Raw genomic sequence first — 18,066 nt, 5'->3', positions numbered from 1 at the left:
GAGTGATTATTGGGCGCCCTTCATGGGCAGAGGCGGCTTTGAAATGGCTTTGATCGTACAGAAATTTGGAGGCACCTCGGTCGGTACTGTCGAGAGAATCGAACAAGTCGCCGACAAGGTTAAGAAATTCCGTGAAGCGGGCGATGACCTGGTGGTTGTGCTGTCGGCAATGAGCGGCGAGACCAACCGTCTGATCGATCTGGCCAAGCAAATCAGCGGCGACCAACAGCCGGTTCCGCGCGAACTGGATGTGATCGTTTCCACTGGCGAGCAGGTGACCATCGCCTTGCTGGCCATGGCGCTGATCAAGCGGGGTGTGCCGGCGGTGTCCTACACCGGCAACCAGGTTCGTATCCTGACGGACAGCGCGCACAATAAAGCGCGTATTCTGCAGATCGACGATCAGAAAATTCGCGGCGACCTGAAGGCCGGTCGCGTCGTGGTGGTCGCCGGTTTCCAGGGTGTGGACGAGCACGGCAATATCACCACTCTCGGCCGTGGCGGTTCCGATACCACGGGCGTGGCGCTGGCGGCGGCACTCAAGGCTGACGAATGCCAGATCTACACCGATGTGGATGGTGTCTACACCACCGACCCACGGGTGGTGCCTGTGGCTCAGCGCCTGGACAAGATCACCTTCGAAGAGATGCTGGAAATGGCCAGCCTCGGTTCCAAGGTGCTGCAGATCCGGGCCGTCGAATTCGCTGGCAAGTACAACGTTCCGCTGCGCGTTCTGCACAGCTTCAAAGAGGGTCCGGGCACCCTCATTACTATTGATGAAGAGGAATCCATGGAACAGCCGATCATTTCCGGCATCGCTTTCAACCGCGATGAAGCCAAGCTGACCATCCGTGGCGTGCCAGACACCCCCGGCGTGGCGTTCAAGATTCTCGGCCCGATCAGTGCCGCGAACATCGAAGTCGACATGATCGTGCAGAACGTCGCGCACGATAACACCACCGACTTCACCTTCACCGTGCACCGCAACGACTACCAGGCCGCTGAAGCGGTGCTGAAAAAGACTGCTGACGAGATTGGTGCCCGGGAAGTGGTGGGTGATACCAAGATCGCCAAGGTCTCGATCGTCGGTGTCGGCATGCGCTCTCACGCAGGCGTGGCCAGCCGTATGTTCGAATCCCTGGCCAAGGAAAGCATCAACATCCAGATGATCTCTACTTCGGAAATCAAGGTTTCCGTGGTCATCGAAGAGAAGTACCTGGAGCTGGCCGTGCGCGCCCTGCACACGGCTTTCGAACTCGACGCTGCTGCCCGACAGGGCGAGTAAGGCGTTGTCTTGGGGCGCGGTTTACCGCGCCCTTTGTTTTTCTGAAAGGCGCGCTCCAAAACTGTTCTTTTGCTCGCGCTGGTCAATACTAGGCTTGTAGGCTGCGACCGTTTCGGTTCGTAGGGCCTACGCCTTTTTTTGCAGACTGTTGTCCCTGAACTGAATTGCGTGAGGAGAAAGGTATGCTGATTCTGACTCGTCGGTGCGCAGAGAGCCTGATTATTGGCGATGGCGAAATCACCGTGACCGTGCTCGGCGTCAAAGGAAATCAAGTGCGTATTGGCGTCAACGCCCCGAAAGAGGTCGCGGTGCACCGAGAGGAAATTTACCTGCGTATCAAGAAAGAGAAGGACGACGAACCAAGCCATTAATTTTTATCGTTTTTTATGTTTGCAAACGGGGATGAAGGTGGTTAATATACGCCCCGTGTTGCGGAGAGCTGGCCGAGTGGCCGAAGGCGCTCCCCTGCTAAGGGAGTACACCTCAAAAGGGTGTCGGGGGTTCGAATCCCCCGTTCTCCGCCATTATTTATTTAGTGCGACGTAATCTGGCTTTATCGGTAAGTTATTGAAATTACTGAAAAAAAGCGCTTTACAAAAAGATTCGGCGACCTATAATGCGCGGCAACAAATGCACTCGTAGCTCAGCTGGATAGAGTACTCGGCTACGAACCGAGCGGTCACAGGTTCGAATCCTGTCGAGTGCACCATTTAAGAGTTTTTTGCAGTGATGCAAATAACTTGGCTTCAACCAGTTGTGATCTGGTATAAAACCACAACTTGCACTCGTAGCTCAGCTGGATAGAGTACTCGGCTACGAACCGAGCGGTCACAGGTTCGAATCCTGTCGAGTGCACCAAACACCAAAAAGCCCGCGTTTAACGCGGGCTTTTTGCTGTCTACGATTTGCCTTTCACGCACCCTTTCTCATCGAACACGATCTCTGCGCTGCGACCTTTTTTCGCTTTGTAGGTATATCGCGTGCTCGAATTCCTGATTTTGACCGAGTCGGGTCTGCCCAGGGCGCTTTCCACGTCCTGCTGGCTCATGCCACTGACGACTCGCTGGTTCATGATCGCTTCGCGGCGTTGCCTGGCATTGAGCAGGTTGCCACAGCGGTCTTCGAGTTGGCCGACAACAGTCGGTTCCTTGCGGTTGGCTTTGTTGCCGAATGTTTGCCGAAACTCTGCTTCGGGCAGCATGGCCTCTGTCATTGGCTCGGCCCTGCCCGGGCTGGTCGGATGGATCTGCTGAAGTGACAGGGTTTCTTCCTGTCGGCAACTCAGGGTGGTAAAGGTCACGTGCCCGGCGGTATTTTCGCAGCGATGCACGCTTTGCCCGGCAGCCCCCAAAGGCAGGCAGGGCAGGGCAGCGAGTAAAAACAGGTAGCGACTGACGAGCATCCTGACGTCCTCCTTGACGGTGAAGAAAAGAAGGTTAGCCGCTACATTTTTACCGGGGCGTGTGTTTTCTTTTCAGGATAAGTCGTCGTAGGCATAGAGGTTCAATCTGCGTTCAGGTATGTCTCGCAAGCGCTTGTTCTTGCCATGATTTTTTAACGTTTTAAAGCGTCAAGCGGTGTATGATTGCGCCCGTCAGCCCCGCCGGGGCTTGTGGAATATCCCATGGACTTACCCAGTAGTTACTCAATATCTCGTTTTACCAATCATGAACTGACTGATTGATCCTTCCGGCGTGCTCCACTGCTGGGAGTGGAGTTCGCCTATGACCGAAATAGAAGTAAAGAAAACGCAGGAAAGCCTTCAGGATCGCCTTGCTCAAGTCGTTGAGCTGCTGCATCGCCAGCGGGTGGTCGAAGACCTGACGCATCGCCAGGAAGGCCCGCATCACGACCTGGTCGAGAACCTGGTCCACCGGCAGAATCTCGTCGAGCTGCAACGCAAGCTCGATGACCTGCACTCCGCCGACGTCGCCTACATCCTTGAAGCCTTGCCGCTGGAAGAGCGTCTGACGGTCTGGCAGTTGGTCCAGGCGGATCGTGACGGTGACATCCTGCTTGAAGTGTCCGACTCGGTTCGTGAAACCCTGATCGCTGACATGGATGATCACGAGCTGCTGGCAGCGGCCAAGGAAATGGACGCCGACGAACTTGCCGACCTTGCGCCCGAACTGCCACGGGACGTTATCCACGAACTGATGGAAACCCTCGACGGCCAACAGCGCGAGCGCGTGCGTTCGGCGTTGTCCTATGACGAGGAGCAGGTCGGTGCGCTGATGGACTTCGAGATGGTGACCATCCGTGAGGATGTCAGTCTTGAAGTGGTATTGCGTTATCTGCGCCGTCTCAAGGAGTTGCCGGGGCATACCGACAAGCTCTTTGTGGTGGACTACGACGGTGTGCTTAAGGGCGTGCTGCCTATCAAGCGATTGCTCGTCAATGATCCGGAAAAGCAGGTAGCCGAGGTCATGGCCAGTGATCCGGTGAGTTTTCATCCGGACGAAGATGCCTACGATGCGGCCCAGGCGTTCGAACGTTACGATTTGATTTCTGCGCCCGTTGTCGACAAGAACGGCAAGTTGATCGGCCGTCTGACCATCGACGAAATGGTCGACCTGATTCGTGAGGAGAGCGAAAGCGAAGTCCTCAACATGGCCGGTCTGCGCGAAGAGGAAGACATCTTCGCCTCGGTCTGGAAGTCCCTGCGTAACCGTTGGGCCTGGCTGGCGGTCAATTTGATCACGGCTTTCATCGCGTCCCGGGTGATCGGCTTGTTCGAAGGCTCCATCGAAAAACTGGTGGCCCTTGCGGCGCTGATGCCTATCGTTGCGGGGATTGGCGGCAACTCCGGCAACCAGACCATTACCATGATCGTCCGCGCCATGGCGCTGGACCAGGTCAGTACCGGCAATACATCGCGATTGATGCGCAAGGAACTGGCCGTGGGCTTGATCAACGGTCTGGTCTGGGGTGGGGTGATCGGCGTGGTGGCGTACTTGCTATACGGCAGTTGGTCGCTGGGAGTGGTGATGACCGCCGCCATGACGCTCAACTTGTTGTTGGCGGCCTTGATGGGGGTATTGATTCCCATGACCCTGGCTCGAATGGGGCGTGACCCCGCCATGGGGGCCAGCGTGATGATTACCGCCATGACCGACAGCGGCGGATTTTTCATCTTCCTGGGGTTGGCGACGATTTTCCTGCTCTGATTCGCGCTTCAAGAAAGCCCGCCAATTTGGCGGGCTTTTTCGTGGGCGCCGGAAATCTCTGTCACCAAATGCCAGGCAAAAAAAAGCCAGCACAAGGCTGGCTTCAATATCTTGGATGCTATCAGGACGCGTCTGCGGTCATTTCTGCGTCATGGGCAATCAGCGAAACGAGAGCGTTTTGCTGGCGATGAGAGAGTTGTCGGAATCGTTGAAGCAGCTCGCGTTCATGCAGTGACAGCTCTGGGCTGTCCAGTCGCATGCTGAGCTCTTCACCCAACGCACCTTCCTGAATAAGGCTTTGCTCAAGGCGCGCGATGATTTCGGAGTTCATGCTGCGGTGATGATTGCGAGCCACCTCGGCAATGCGTTCCCGCATTCCGTCTGGCAGACGTACGACGAACTTGTCAGCCGTACGGCTGGAATAAATTGCCTGTTTCATTGGGCGCATATATTTAACCGGTTAGTTCAGGGGAGCGGTTCTCGGGATTGGCCGCAGGATGTCGATAGGACAAGCCCCTTAGCCAAATGTTCAACCTGAATTGTTAAGAGGCCCGCATCATGCCTCAAAATTGCCAGATCATTGGCGCCAATTCTGTGACAAATATTGATCCGCGTAAAGGCGTTATGCCAGTACCCTTCGTCAAAAATGCGGACTGGTTGGAAAAATTTCCAGGTCCGCATCTTGTGACCACTGCATCGTGTCGATGTGCCATACCGTCTGGCGGATAACCATGACGCAGGCGGCGGCGCGATGCTGTCCTTGTATTGTATAGGATAGTGGCGATTTGCCGATTTACTAGAATGAGCAGGGTGGGGCCAGATGAGCGGCGGTCCGGTCCGGGGGCTACGATGGGAGACTTGGCGAGCGGTACATTTGCCTACACTTAAAAAGCCATGGACGACATGACAAACGCCAGGCTGACCGTTAACATGCACGCCGTCCAACGCACCGCGTTTCTCGTGGTCGACTTGTGTCTCAGTAGCTCAATTGGATAGAGCATCCCCCTCCTAAGGGGAAGGTTGGCAGTTCGAACCTGCCCTGGGACACCACCTTCCAATCCCATGATTCAGCGAAATCAAGGCTTCCTCTCTTGCAGGCCTTTGCGCAAATTATCAATGGCTTGAACTCGCAGGTCAGGCCTTAGGTGGCCGCCTCAACCAATCCCATTTCCTCATTGTTGTGACTGATTCCCCATTTTTCTACGAATCTGTATCAACTAATCCGGCAGTGTGAAACTTATCCCCCCCTTTGCTATCTGACCGTCTCGGTAGTTTGTAGGACTTTTCCTTCGCTACGAGCGGGACGCGTATCTCTTTTTTATTTGAGTCAGTGCACTGCTGTCCCGGCGGGCTGACCCACCGTGCCTTTTATTCCGGCCACAAGGATGTGACATGCACCCAGCAGCATTCTGTCGAACGCTTAAGCCGAGCGCTGCTCGCCGTCTTGAGGGCGCGCCCCGTTCGTTTCCATGTAACCCCAGGAATCTCTCGTTGTTTTTCCTGGCGGCGTGGATGTTGGGGGCGGGGGGCGTTGCACAGGCGGCAGGGCCTGAAGAGGAGTTGCTGCGCCAGCGCGAGCGCGAGCGCGTTCTGCGTGACCAATTGGAGTCTCGGCCGGACGTACGCCTTCAGGCGGCGCCGGTGACCGAGGGGGCCGAACGTTTGCCGGACAAGGAAAGCCCTTGCTTTGCCATCGACGATATCCGTCTGATAGGCGAGGCGTCGGAAAAATTTCAGTGGGCGCTGCGCGCCGCCAACCCCAAGCATGATCCCGCCCTGGGTCGGTGTTTGGGCGGCGCCGGGATCAATCTGACGATGAAGCGCATGCAGAATGCGATCATCGAAGCCGGCTACGTCACCACCCGTGTGCTTGCTGAAGCCCAGGATCTGAACAGTGGAGTTCTGGTACTGACCCTGGTGCCGGGGCGCATTCGCGAGATTCGTTTTGACGAGGGCACCAGCTCCCGCGCCAATGCCTGGAACGCGATGCCCGCCCGCCCCGGTGATCTGCTCAACCTGCGCGATATCGAACAGGCACTGGAGAACTTCAAGCGCGTACCCACCGCCGAGGCCGACATCCAGATCGCACCTGCCCGCGCTGCCGACGCCAAGCCTGGTGAAAGCGACGTAGTGATCGCTTGGAGTCAGCGGTTTCCGGCTCGCGTGAGCTTGTCGGTGGATAACTCGGGCAGCAAGACCACCGGCAAGTACCAAGGTAACGTCTCGTTGTCCCTCGACAATCTGCTGTCGCTCAACGACCTGTTCTACGCCAGCGTCAACCATGACCTGGGCGGTGGCGAGTCCGGGCAGCGCGGCTCCGACGGCAATACCCTGCATTACTCGCTGCCGTTCGGTTATTGGCAGCTGGGTTTTACCACGAGTGAATATGACTACGAACAGTCTGTCGCCGGTGCCACCCAGACCTATCTGTACCGTGGCGAAAGTCGCAACAACGAGTTGCGCCTGTCACGTCTGCTTTACCGCGATGCCGTTCGCAAGACCTCCGCCTGGGGCAGTCTGTGGACGCGTTCGTCGGAGAACTTCATCGACGACACCCAAATCGGCAACCAGAAACGGCGCATGGCCGGCTGGCAGTTCGGGCTGAACCATCGCGAGTTTATCGGCGCCTCGACCCTTGACCTGGGGGCCGCCTATCGTCGCGGCACGGGTGCCCATAACGCGCTCAAGGCCCCTGAGGAAGATTTTGATGCCGGCACTTCGCGCTCGCAGATCATCACCGCCGATGCTCAATTGCAAGTGCCGTTCGTGGCGGGTAACCAGCGCCTGCGCTACATCGGCGGCTGGCGTGCGCAGTGGAATCGTACGTCCCTGGTGCCCCAGGACCGTTTCTCGATCGGTGGGCGCTACAGCGTGCGCGGCTTCGATGGTGAAAACATTCTTTCCGCCGACCGTGGCTGGACATTACGCAACGAAGTCGGCCTGTCGTTGGGGCAGACCGGCCAGGAGCTTTATGCCGGTATCGACTACGGCGAGGTCAGCGGTCAAGCCAGTGAGTTCCTGATTGGCCAGCGCCTGGCGGGGGCCGTGGTGGGCATCCGTGGCGGCTACAAAGGCCTGTCATACGACTGGTCATTCGGCACACCGCTGAAAAAGCCCGATGGCTTCGAGACAGCAAACGTGACCAGTGCCTTCAATGTCATCTGGTCATTCTGAGGTGATCCCATGCAGTTCGAGACGCTAGACATCACGGCCCCCGGCCTGATCGATGAACCCTGGAACGAAGCCGCGGTGTTCGGCTCGGCCACATGGCTGTGGATGCACTCCAAAGCCCATCGCGATGCACCATTACACACTTTGCCAACGCTGTTGTTGCCAGCTCTCAAGCATCGCCAGTTCGTGCTCGGCAGTGAACAGGGCAAACCGGTGTTCTACCTGTCCTGGCTCAACTTCGACGAGGCCGCCGAACAGCGCTATTTGCAGCAGTCGCCGCTGGCGCTGACCGAAGCGGACTGGAATAGCGGCGAGCGTCTCTGGTTGAACGACTGGGTTGCTCCTTTTGGCCATACCGCTGCATTGAGCCGGTTGCTGCAGCGTCATTTGTTCCCCAATCGTTGCGCGCGCGCCCTCTATCACCGAGGTGAAGAGCGCGGCCTGCAGGTCAAGACCTTCCAAGGGATCGGCGTCATCCCTGAACAGGCCAAGGCCTGGTTTGCCGCTCATCCGCTGGCAATTGCACCGTAACCCCAACCTCAGGACTTGCGGGCAGTCACCGCAAATGGAATTGCAATGAACAAGCATCTGTACCGAATCGTATTCAACAAGGCCCGCGGACTGCTGATGGTGGTTGCGGAAAATGTCACGAGCCAGGTCAAGGCACCGGGAACCCGTTCCGGCCCGATCGCAGGCGCGCCGGTGTGCACGGCGACGCTCGGGGCATTGCGCTTTGCGCTGATGACGGCGCTCGGGCTGGTGTCCTTGAGCGTAGCGCCGGCCTGGGCCGGCACCATCGTCGCCGACCCCGGTGCTCCGGCCGGTCAACGCCCTATGGTGATAGAAAGCGCCAACGGCACCCCGCAGGTGAACATCCGCGCGCCTAGCGCGGCTGGTGTTTCGCGTAACACCTACAACCAGTTCGACGTCGACAACCGTGGCGTGATCCTCAACAACGCTGCAGCCAACAGTCAGACGAAGCTGGGCGGCTGGATTGAAGGCAATCCCATGTTGGGCAATGGTGGTGCACGGGTGATCCTCAACGAGGTCAACGCCAGCAATCCCAGTCAGTTGCGTGGCTACGTTGAAGTCGCAGGCCAACGCGCCGAAGTGGTGATCGCCAACCCGTCCGGCATCACCTGCAACGGTTGCGGCTTCATCAACGCCGATCGTACGACCCTCAGCACGGGGCGGGCGCAACTGGAGAATGGTCGTATCACCGGTTATACCGTGCAGGGCGGGACCATCAACATTGAAGGCAAAGGCCTGGATGCCCGAGAGGCTGACTATACGGATCTGATCGCCCGCACCGTGCAGGTCAACGCCGGTGTCTGGGCCAACGACCTGAAGGTCACCGCTGGACGTAATCAGGTCAATGCCGACAACACCCAGGCCACGCCGCTGCCAGGCACCGAGGAAGACAAACCCACCGTTGCCATCGACGTTGCCAAGCTCGGCGGCATGTATGCCGGGAAGATCATGCTGGTGGGCACCGAATCCGGTGTCGGTGTGCGCAACGCCGGGCAGATCGGCGCCATGGCTGGCGAGGTGGTGATCAGCGCCGACGGAAAGTTGCAAAACCAGGGCGCGATCAGCAGCGCAACGGCGACCCGAATCAATGCCACCAGCGTTGACAACAGCGGCACGCTCTACGCCAAGGGCGACCTGAAGCTCGACAGCACCGGTGACATCGACAACAGCGGCACCGTTGCCAGCCAGAACCACACCACGCTCACCGCCAAGACCATTCGCAGCACCACCGCCTCGAGCCTGGCGGCGGGCGTCGGGGCGGACGGCAAGCTGCGCAGCAGTGGCAACCTCGCGCTACGGGCCGCTACGGTCAAGGCGCAAGGCCAGAACCTTGCTGGCGGCGATGTCAGCGTCGAGGCCGCTGACCTGGACTTGAGCAGCAGCCAGACCCTGGGCCGCAACGTTACCCTGACGGCCAGCACTGGCGATGCCAATCTCAGTGGCAGTCAAGTCGATGCGACCCAGGTACTGAATGCCAAAGCGGCCAAGACCCTGCGCACCGATGCGGCCAAGGTCACCGCTGGCAACCTGCGGGTAGGCGCCCGCGATGTTTCCAATGCCGGCGGCGAGCTGGTGCAGACCGGCACCGCCGACACGTCGATCACTGCCGTCGCCACGCTCGACAACAGCGGTGGCCGTATTGCCTCCAACGCCAACAACCTGAAGCTTGGCGCCAATCGTCTCGACAATAGCAAGGGCAAGGTCGAGCACGCCGGCAAAGGCACCCTGGACATCCAGGTCACCCAGTTGGCCGGCAGCAAAGGCACCCTGGCAAGCAATGGCGCGCTGAGCGTCAAGGGCCGTGAGGTGGTGGTCGATGATGGCCTGACCCAAGGCCAACAGATCACGCTCGACACCACGACCCTGTCCAACCAGCGTGGACGCATTCTCCAGACCGGCGCACAACCCCTGCAGGTCACCGCCCGTGAACGCTTCGACAATCAGGCCGGGCAAGTCAGCAGTCCTGGTGCGGTGAACTTGAAGGTCGGCACGTTGAACAACCAGGGCGGCAAAGTCCTCGCCACCGATAACGGTGCGTTGACCGTCACGGCCGACACAGAGGTCAATAACGGCGGTGGGACGCTAGCCGCCAGCGGTACGACTAAGGTCAGCGGCGAGGCACTGGATAACACCCAAGGCACGGTGAGTGCCGGCGGTGAGCTGCACGCAACGTTCGATCGCTTGAACAATATCGGTGGCACACTCGCGGCCACCCAGCGTATGGAGATCATCGCTGGGCAGTTGAACAACACCAATGGCGTGCTGGGTTCGGTGAAGTCCGGCTTGCTGGTCAGTGTCTCGGCCGATGCATTGAACAACAGCGGCGGGCGCCTTGAAGCGCTGGGCGATATCGATCTGTCGGCCCAGGGCCTGAATAACCAGGGCGGGGTGATCAGTGGCCAGGCCCTGGACCTGGACAGCCACGGCCTGCTGATGGACAACAGCCAAGGCACGTTGAATGCCGGTGCGACCCTCGACCTGCGCAGCGGTGAACTGCGCAACGCGGCGGGCCTGATCCAGGCCAAGGGCAAGCTGTTCATCGACACCGGCAGCCAGGCGCTGAACAACCTTCAGTCCGGCACCACCCAAGGCATCAGCGGCCAGGGTGCGGTGGAAATCCACAGCGCCCATTTCAACAACAATGCCGGCTTCCTCGGCGCCAAAGGCGCGCTGGTGCTCAAGGCCACCAACCTTACCAACGGCAGCGGCGGCCAGATCATTGGCGAGAAAACCGTACAGGTCGAAGGCGCCCGGGTGGATAACCGCGGTGGTCAGTTGCAGGGCCTAGGCGATGTCCAGTTGGTGCTGGGGGATACGCTCAACAACCAGGGCGGACTGGTGCGCAGCGCGGGAACGCTGGGCGTGATTGCCGGCGTGCTCGACAACAGCGCCACCCAAGGTGCCAACCAGGGCCTTGAAGGGCGTGCCATGAGCCTGGCGCTCGACACCTTCGGCAACCAGGCCGGTGCCGTGCGCGCCGACCAAGGATTGTCCATCGGTGTCAGCCAAACGCTGGATAACCAGGGCGGCCTGATTTCCGCGGGGGCCGGCCTGACCATCACTGATCGCGATCCGGCGCAACGTCGCCAGGCGGTGCACAACCTCGACGGAACCTTGCTCGCCGGCAGCCTGTTGTCCCTCAACGCCGCCTATTACGCGGGCACCGGCCGGGCGCTGAGCCTGGGCGACCTGACGTTCAGCCTGCAAAGTGGCCTGGACCTGAGTGGCCAGATCCAAGCCAATAACAAGGTGGACCTGAGCACCGAGGGGGCATTCAACAACAGCGGAAAACTACTGGCAGGCAATCTCCTGCTGGTGCGCTCGCAGACCCTGGACAACGCCGTCAACGGCGAGATCAGCGCCGGCCAGGTTCGCCTGACCGTCAACGACAGCTTGACCAACCGTGGCCTGATTGACGGCCAGCAAGTGCGTGTGCAAGCGCTATCGCTCAACAACCTGGGCACCGGGCGTTTGTACGGTGATCGATTGGCGATTGCCACTTCGACACTGAGCAACCACGATGAAAACGGTTTCGCCGCCACCATCGCCGCCCGCGAGTCGCTGGACATCGGCGCTGGCACCCTGGACAACCGCGAACAGGCGCTGATCTTCAGCGCCGGCAACCTGGCCATCGGCGGCGCGCTGGATGCCAATGACAAAGCCCAGAATCGCGCCCAGTTGTTGACCAACGCCAGTGCGACCATCGAGGCCCTTGGCAATCTGTCCCTGAACGTACAGAGCGTGCGCAACACCAATGAACACTTCAGTACCCAGGAGGTGGAAGTCAGCCGCACCGCCCAACAGGAGTTCCAACTCACCGGTTCGACGAACCGTTATCAGGGCGATCAGATATCCCTGAGCCGCGACGAGGTGCTTTACCTGAACACCCCCGAGGGCAGGCGGGACAACTGGAACCGCTACGACTACACCCGCGTGGTGCGCGAAACCCAGATCGCCTCCTCGGCGCCGGCACAGATCCTGTCTGGCGGGACGATGCAGATCAGTGCAGGCGATGTCCTCAACGACAAGAGCCGCATCATTGCCGGTGGACTGTTGCAGGCCGACATCGCCAGCCTGACCAATACCGAATTGTCGGGCCAGCGCACCACTTCCGACAGCGGCACCGCCAGCCACTTCTATCGCATGCAGCGCAAGGGCCGCGACAGGCAGGGAACGACCGTCACGGCCTACACGCCTGCACCTTTGATTCAGGACATCTCCCTGCTGCCCACCGTGTTTGCCCAGAACGCCGCCGGCAACGGTAGCGGCACTCAGATCAGCGCGCGCGCCACTCAGAGCGTCAGTGAGCAGATCGCCGCAACGGGCGCAGTCAGCGCCCCTGTCGGCAGAACCCATCAAGTGGCGCCCATCGTTCAGGTCGCCGCGCAAACCACACTGAACACCAAAGGCGTGGCCGAGCAAATCCGCAGCGGCGGGCCGTCCCTTGAATTGCCGAACAACAGCCTGTTCAGCACCACGCCTAAGAACAGCAACGGCTACCTGATCGAAACCGACCCGCGTTTCGCCAGTTATCGCACCTGGTTGTCTTCGGACTACATGTTGCAACGCTTGCAAGTCGACCCGGCACTGACCCAGCAACGTCTGGGCGACGGGTTCTACGAGCAGAAGCTGATTCGTGAACAGATCGCGCAACTCACCGGTCGCCGCTTCCTCGACGGCTACGCTAACGACGAAATGCAGTACCGGGCGCTGATCGACAACGCTGTCACCGTCGCCAGCCAGTGGCAATTGGTGCCGGGCGTGGCCCTGACCTCCGAGCAGATGGCGCAGTTGACCAGCGACATCGTCTGGCTGGTGCAAAAGCAGGTCACCCTCGCCAACGGTGAAACCCGCAACGTGCTGGTGCCGCAAGTGTACGTACGGGTTCAGGAAGGCGACCTCAATGGTTCCGGCGCTCTGATTGCCGGGCAACAACTGAACCTGAACATCGCCGGCGACCTGATCAACAGCGGCAGCCTGGCCGGGCGCAGCGTCATGGCGATCACGGCGCAGAACATCGAGAACCTCGGCGGACGCATCCAGGCCGACAAGGTATCGCTCGCCGCGCGGGAAAATCTCAACAACCTCGGTGGCCTGATCGGTGCCGTGGACAGCCTGTCGGTCAAGGCCGGGCAGGACATCAACGTCATCTCCAGCAGCCGGGACAGCAGCAGCGCCCAAGGCACCCGCACCAACCTGTCGCGGGTGGCGGGGCTGTTCGTCAGCGGCGCCCAGGGCACGATGGGCGTGAGCGCCGGCAACGACCTCAACCTCACCGGGGCCCAGGTGGTCAATGCCGGCAAGGGCGGCAGTACGTTGCTGGAGGCAGGCAAGAACATCAACCTGGCCACCGTCGGCGAAGCCCACGAGCAAGCGCTGACCTGGAACAGCAGCAACTGGCGCAAGGACGCCAGCCAGACCGAAGTCGGCTCCCTGATTCAAGGGCAGGGCGACGTGCGCTTGAGCGCGGGCCAGGACCTCAACGCTCGCGCCGCCCATGTCACCAGCGAGCAAGGCGCGGTATTTGCCGAGGCCCGTCGTGACGTCAACCTGACCACTGGCCAGAACTACCAATTCGCCGATGAAGCGCACAAGGTCAAAGGCAGCAGCGGGTGGCTCTCCAGCAAAACCACGACGACCCGCGACACCGTCAGCCAGACCCAGGCCGAAGGCACCACGCTGAGTGGCGAGCAGACCTACGTGCAGGCCGGTCGCGACATCAACTTGAAAGGCAGCAATGTCGTATCCACCACCCAGACCGTTCTGGTGGCGGACAACAACGTCAACATTGAAGCGGCCACCGACAGCAGCAACGAACGCCACGACAAGTCGGTGAAGAAAAGCGGCCTGTTCAGCGGCGGTGGTATCGCCGTCACCATGGGCAGCCAGCAACAAAGCGTCAAGGACCTCACCACGCAACACACGGCGGTGGCGAGCACCATCGGCTCGACCACTGGCGATGTACTGATCGAAGCCGGCAAGGGCTATCGTCAGGTCGGCAGTCAGGTGTCGGCCCCGCAAGGTGACATCGACATCACGGCGCAGACCCTCGACATTGTTGAAGCGCGCAACACCAGCCAGCGCGAGCGTGAAACCCTGTTCAAACAAACCGGGTTCACCCTGACCGTGACCAACCCGGTGATCAGCGCCATCCAGACCAACCAGCAAATGAAACAGGCGTCGGAGAAAACCGACGACGGGCGAATGAAGGCCCTGGCTGCCGCCACCGCCGTGCTGGCGACCCACAACGCCGCCACCGCCGTGGCGATGGACCCCGGTGCGGCGGGCGGTATCAATATCAGCCTGTCGCTGGGCACCAAGAAGAACGAAAGCACCACCACCTACACCAGCGATAACGCCGCCAGCTCGACCCTGACCGCCGGCAACGACATCCGTCTGCGCGCGACGGGCGCCGGCGCCGCCAGTGACATCACCGTACAAGGCAGCGATATCAAGGCCGGACGTAACGCCAGCCTGCTTGCGGACGGTGACATCAACCTGCTCGCCGCCCGCAACACCGACAAGCAGGACACCGACAGCAAAGGCAGCAGCGCCAGCATTGGTATCGGCTTTTCCCTCGGTGCTCGCAATGGTTTCACCCTGGACCTGGGCGCGTCCGGCAGCCGTGGCCAGGCGGACGGCGATGGACTCACCCACACCAACACCCACGTCGAGGCGGGCAACCAGTTGCTGTTGTCCTCGGGCGGCGACACCAACCTCAAAGGCGCGGTGGCCAGCGGCAAACAGGTCTTGGCTGATATCGGCGGTGACCTGAACATCGAAAGCCTGCAAGACACCAACACCTACGAGGTCGATGAACAGAGCCTGGGTGTCGGCATCAGCCTGTGCATTCCGCCGTTCTGCTATGGCCTGAGTACGATCAGTGGCGCCAGCGGCAGCTTCGGCGCCACGGATATCGATTCCAACTACGCCAGCGTCACCGAGCAATCGGGCATCAAGGCCGGGGACGATGGTTTCGATATTCGTGTCGGTGGCAACACCGACCTGGTCGGCGGCGTCATCGCCAGCAGCGACAAGGCCGTGCAGGACGGCAAAAATCGCCTGGTCACCGCCAGCCTCACCAGTCGCGACATCAAGAACAAAGCCGAGTACGACGCCAGCACTGTCAGCGTCGGCGGCGGTTATCGCGAAGTCGGCAAGGACCAGCAGGGCAACGCCACCAGCGGCGGCACGCAAACCCCTGGCACCGACCTGCCGAAGAATGAAAATGAGTTCGGCGCCACGATGCCGATCGCCATCAGCGCCAGCGATGACGCCAGCAGCGTCACCCGCAGCGGTATCAGTGGCGGCACGCTTGTCATCACCAACGACGCCGAGCAGCAGAAGCGCACCGACAAGAATGGCGAGCAAACCGTCGCCAGCCTCAATCGCGATGTCTCCAGCGACCGCGACACCAGCAACACGCTCAAGCCGATCTTCGACGAAGACGAAATCCGTGCCGGTTTCGAGATCGTCGGGGCGTTCTCCAACGAAGCCAGCACCTTGCTTGCCAACAAGGCCAAGGAAGTCGATCTCAAGCGCAAACAGGCTGAAGCCGCCGAGGCCAAGGCTCTGGACCCCAACGCCCAGCTCACTGACACCGAACGCCTGGCGCTGATCAACAGCTCCCAGCAGTTGAAGGCTCAAGCCCGCGACATCGCCGACAACTGGGGCGCGGGCGGCACCTACCGGCAGATCACCACCGCGCTGGTGGGGGCGGCCAGCGGCAACATCAGCGGCAGCAATGGCGCCTTCGTTCAGGGGCTGGTCGTCAATTACGTGCAACAGCGGGGCGCCGGTTACATCGGCGACCTGGTGGCGGAGGGCAAACTCACCGAAGGCTCGCCGCTGCACGCCGCCTTGCACGGCATCGTCGCCTGCGCGGGTGCCGCGGCCAGCAGCCAGAGCTGCGGCAGCGGTGCCGCGGGCGCGGCAGCGTCGAGCCTGCTCACCGGCCTATTCTCCGAAGCCAGCCCCGATGAAAGCGAATCCCAGCGCGAAGCCAAGCGCAACCTGATCGTCAGTATCGTCACTGGGCTGGCCGCCAACAGCGCTTCAGTGGACGCCACTACCGCCAACACCGCAGCGGGCGCAGCGGTGGACAACAACTGGCTGGCGACCCAGCAGTTGGTCCAGGCGGAGAAGGAGTACAGCGAGGCTGACCTGGGGGGCAAAGTTCAGGTGGTTGCCAAGTGGGCGTACGTTTACCAAAAACAAGAAGTACTGACCCGATTCGGCATCGGCAAGGGTTTGGCGCAGGCGGGTTGGAGCGATGTCGAAGGCTTGGCGCAATTCCTCCTTAATCCGGTTGAAGGGATCAAAGGTATCAAAGCCTTGATCGACAACCCCGAGGCCCGCCAGAAACTGGGCGACGCCCTGGTCAATGACGCCAACGCCAAAATCGAGCGCATCCAAGACGCCCTGGAACACGGCGGCGACGACCGTGCCGTGCAACTGGGCCAGGATATTGGCGAACTGGTCTGGCAAGTCGGCACCATCGCCACGGGCGTGGGTACGGCGGCCAAGGGCGGCGTGACCCTGGCGAAAGCCGGGATCAGGGTGGGGGCGGAAAGGCTTGAAAAGATGGCCGATATGGCCAAAATTGCCAAAGCTGAAGCGTCGGCTGGTAAGCCGATGGACTGGACCAGCGTGGAGGGGGCGTATAGCAAAAAACTTGAGGGGGGGTATGGCCCTGGGACGACGATCGTTAATGGGAAGGTTGTCGAGAATCCAGCGGATTATAGTGCTGGGATAAAAAAACCTAGTAAAGTGCTACGCGAAGTAGAAATTAACTCCGGTGGTAAGGGCGCATGGTCCAAAGAGCTCAATAAACCTGAACCCAATACAATTTATAGAGTGGATGGGAACAAAATTTATCAAACAGATAGTTTGGGTCGCGTTGAAAAGGTTGAATCTGAACTTTTGCTTGTGAAAAATGACAGGAATACATATCAGCAGTGTGTCGCTGGTAAGTGCGGAGTTGCTGGTGATGAGGGGGGGCATCTAATTGCAAGCATTTTTAACGGTCCTGGTGAAAAGTTAAATTTACTTCCCATGAATGGGAATTTAAACAAAGGTGAGTGGAAGGTGATGGAGAATACATGGGCTTCTGCACTCAAGGAGGGTAAGAGCGTCAGCGTGAAAATCGAGCCTGTCTATACAGATGCTGGCCTCAGACCGGATAGATTCAATGTTAGATACTCGATTGATGGTGGGCGTCCTGTGATTGTTGATTTTAAAAATACACCTAAAGGTGGGAACTGATGAGCGAGCAGGGGCTGTATCAAAAAATTGGCCAGCTTCTATTGGATGCTGGTCCCTCGGAGGCTCAGAAAATAGTTGTTAGAGCTAGGCTTTTTGCCGAGGGCGATGGCGGAAGCTATGAGTTTGATTATTTCGATAAAACAAACCGCTCAAGCTGGTTTGATCCAGACAGCAGGGCTGTGGGAGATTTGACAGAGTTATTGGTTGAGCTCCGGCGCTACTATGTTGAAAATGGATTGTGCCAAAATGGAAAATCTTGGTCTTCGTGTGCAGTTACTTTGGATGTAGAGAAGATGAAAATTAGTATTGACTACAATTATGATGATTAATTTTTTTGCGGGGGTAGGGCTAGGATGTTGCGTCTTAGGAAAAAAGGGGGTTATTTAATTGCTCTGTTCTTAAATAAATCTGTCCCTTTTTCTCGTCAAGCACGCCATTGGAACTGAATACAGTGATCCCGTGGAGATGACGGTTGATCTGGTTGGTGGTCGTACCTATGGTCTTTATGGCACGTCTTCGATGAAGTGGTGGTACTACGAGGTTCGGGATCTTGAGACAGGGCGTTCTGCGAAGGTTATGGATCCGGCTGCTACGGCTGCGCCCAACTAGGCCACTCGGTTTTCAGGATAGCGAAAAAGGGGACAGATT

At 59.4% G+C, this 18,066-nt stretch carries 9 protein-coding genes and 4 tRNA genes; 11 read left to right on the top strand and 2 right to left on the bottom strand.

The window, feature by feature from the left end; translation table 11 throughout:
• The first annotated feature begins 43 nt into the window (after positions 1–43).
• The 5 genes from PSH91_RS20255 to PSH91_RS20235 all read left to right on the top strand — a co-directional run bounded on the left by PSH91_RS20255 (position 44) and on the right by PSH91_RS20235 (position 2,143).
• Positions 44–1,285 (top strand): aspartate kinase, encoded by a 1,242-nt coding sequence (locus PSH91_RS20255; RefSeq protein WP_047228775.1) that lies wholly within the window; start codon positions 44–46, stop codon positions 1,283–1,285.
• 182 nt (positions 1,286–1,467) lie between these two features.
• Positions 1,468–1,656, top strand: a complete 189-nt coding sequence (csrA, locus tag PSH91_RS20250) for a carbon storage regulator CsrA (RefSeq protein ID WP_003178872.1) — start codon at positions 1,468–1,470, stop codon at positions 1,654–1,656.
• A gap of 62 nt (positions 1,657–1,718) precedes the next feature.
• A tRNA-Ser gene (locus PSH91_RS20245) sits at positions 1,719–1,809 on the top strand.
• Between the two features lie 108 nt (positions 1,810–1,917).
• A tRNA-Arg gene (locus tag PSH91_RS20240) sits at positions 1,918–1,994 on the top strand.
• A 72-nt stretch (positions 1,995–2,066) separates the two neighbouring features.
• Positions 2,067–2,143 (top strand) — tRNA-Arg (locus PSH91_RS20235).
• Positions 2,144–2,183: 40 nt separating this feature from the next.
• Here the strand turns inward: PSH91_RS20235 and PSH91_RS20230 are convergent.
• The gene (locus PSH91_RS20230) at positions 2,184–2,687 is read right to left on the bottom strand and encodes a cell envelope protein SmpA (RefSeq protein ID WP_107321726.1); all 504 of its coding nucleotides are present in this window, start codon (positions 2,685–2,687) and stop codon (positions 2,184–2,186) included.
• A gap of 322 nt (positions 2,688–3,009) precedes the next feature.
• Between PSH91_RS20230 and mgtE the strand changes: the two genes are divergently transcribed.
• On the top strand, positions 3,010–4,452 hold the full coding sequence (mgtE, locus tag PSH91_RS20225; protein ID WP_047228773.1) for a magnesium transporter: 1,443 nt from the start codon (positions 3,010–3,012) through the stop codon (positions 4,450–4,452).
• Positions 4,453–4,573: 121 nt separating this feature from the next.
• Here mgtE and PSH91_RS20220 read toward each other — a convergent pair whose 3' ends face one another.
• Positions 4,574–4,900, bottom strand: a complete 327-nt coding sequence (locus PSH91_RS20220) for an Arc family DNA-binding protein (protein WP_160893181.1) — start codon at positions 4,898–4,900, stop codon at positions 4,574–4,576.
• 525 nt (positions 4,901–5,425) lie between these two features.
• Here PSH91_RS20220 and PSH91_RS20215 point away from each other — a divergent pair.
• The 5 genes from PSH91_RS20215 to PSH91_RS20195 all read left to right on the top strand — a co-directional run bounded on the left by PSH91_RS20215 (position 5,426) and on the right by PSH91_RS20195 (position 17,747).
• Positions 5,426–5,502: transfer RNA gene (locus PSH91_RS20215), tRNA-Arg, on the top strand.
• 462 nt (positions 5,503–5,964) lie between these two features.
• Entirely contained in the window at positions 5,965–7,626 is a 1,662-nt protein-coding gene (locus PSH91_RS20210) for a ShlB/FhaC/HecB family hemolysin secretion/activation protein (protein ID WP_370695206.1), read from the top strand.
• A gap of 9 nt (positions 7,627–7,635) precedes the next feature.
• A complete protein-coding gene (locus PSH91_RS20205) occupies positions 7,636–8,154 on the top strand; it encodes a toxin-activating lysine-acyltransferase (protein ID WP_160893179.1) in 519 nt (172 codons plus the stop codon).
• A 45-nt stretch (positions 8,155–8,199) separates the two neighbouring features.
• Complete coding sequence (locus PSH91_RS20200) at positions 8,200–17,418, top strand: hemagglutinin repeat-containing protein (RefSeq protein WP_305466589.1); 9,219 nt, start codon at positions 8,200–8,202, stop codon at positions 17,416–17,418.
• Positions 17,418–17,747: a hypothetical protein gene (locus PSH91_RS20195; RefSeq protein ID WP_160893177.1), complete on the top strand. Its 330-nt coding sequence runs from the start codon at positions 17,418–17,420 to the stop codon at positions 17,745–17,747. Before PSH91_RS20200 ends, PSH91_RS20195 begins: the two co-directional genes overlap by 1 nt.
• The last annotated feature ends 319 nt before the right edge of the window (positions 17,748–18,066 follow it).

It is taken from the genome of Pseudomonas sp. FP1154 (assembly GCF_030687245.1).
Classification (GTDB): domain Bacteria; phylum Pseudomonadota; class Gammaproteobacteria; order Pseudomonadales; family Pseudomonadaceae; genus Aquipseudomonas; species Aquipseudomonas rhizophila.
Note: the sequence above shows the minus strand (reverse complement) of the source record. Positions and strands in the feature narration are given on the sequence as shown.

Bases quoted from the DNA above. Each gene is read 5' to 3' on its own strand.
- PSH91_RS20255 (WP_047228775.1), top strand. From the start codon at position 44: ATGGCTTTGATCGTACAGAAATTTGGAGGCACCTCGGTCGGTACTGTC.
- csrA (WP_003178872.1), top strand. From the start codon at position 1,468: ATGCTGATTCTGACTCGTCGGTGCGCAGAGAGCCTGATTATTGGCGAT.
- PSH91_RS20230 (WP_107321726.1), bottom strand. From the start codon at position 2,687: ATGCTCGTCAGTCGCTACCTGTTTTTACTCGCTGCCCTGCCCTGCCTG.
- mgtE (WP_047228773.1), top strand. From the start codon at position 3,010: ATGACCGAAATAGAAGTAAAGAAAACGCAGGAAAGCCTTCAGGATCGC.
- PSH91_RS20220 (WP_160893181.1), bottom strand. From the start codon at position 4,900: ATGCGCCCAATGAAACAGGCAATTTATTCCAGCCGTACGGCTGACAAG.
- PSH91_RS20210 (WP_370695206.1), top strand. From the start codon at position 5,965: ATGTTGGGGGCGGGGGGCGTTGCACAGGCGGCAGGGCCTGAAGAGGAG.
- PSH91_RS20205 (WP_160893179.1), top strand. From the start codon at position 7,636: ATGCAGTTCGAGACGCTAGACATCACGGCCCCCGGCCTGATCGATGAA.
- PSH91_RS20200 (WP_305466589.1), top strand. From the start codon at position 8,200: ATGAACAAGCATCTGTACCGAATCGTATTCAACAAGGCCCGCGGACTG.
- PSH91_RS20195 (WP_160893177.1), top strand. From the start codon at position 17,418: ATGAGCGAGCAGGGGCTGTATCAAAAAATTGGCCAGCTTCTATTGGAT.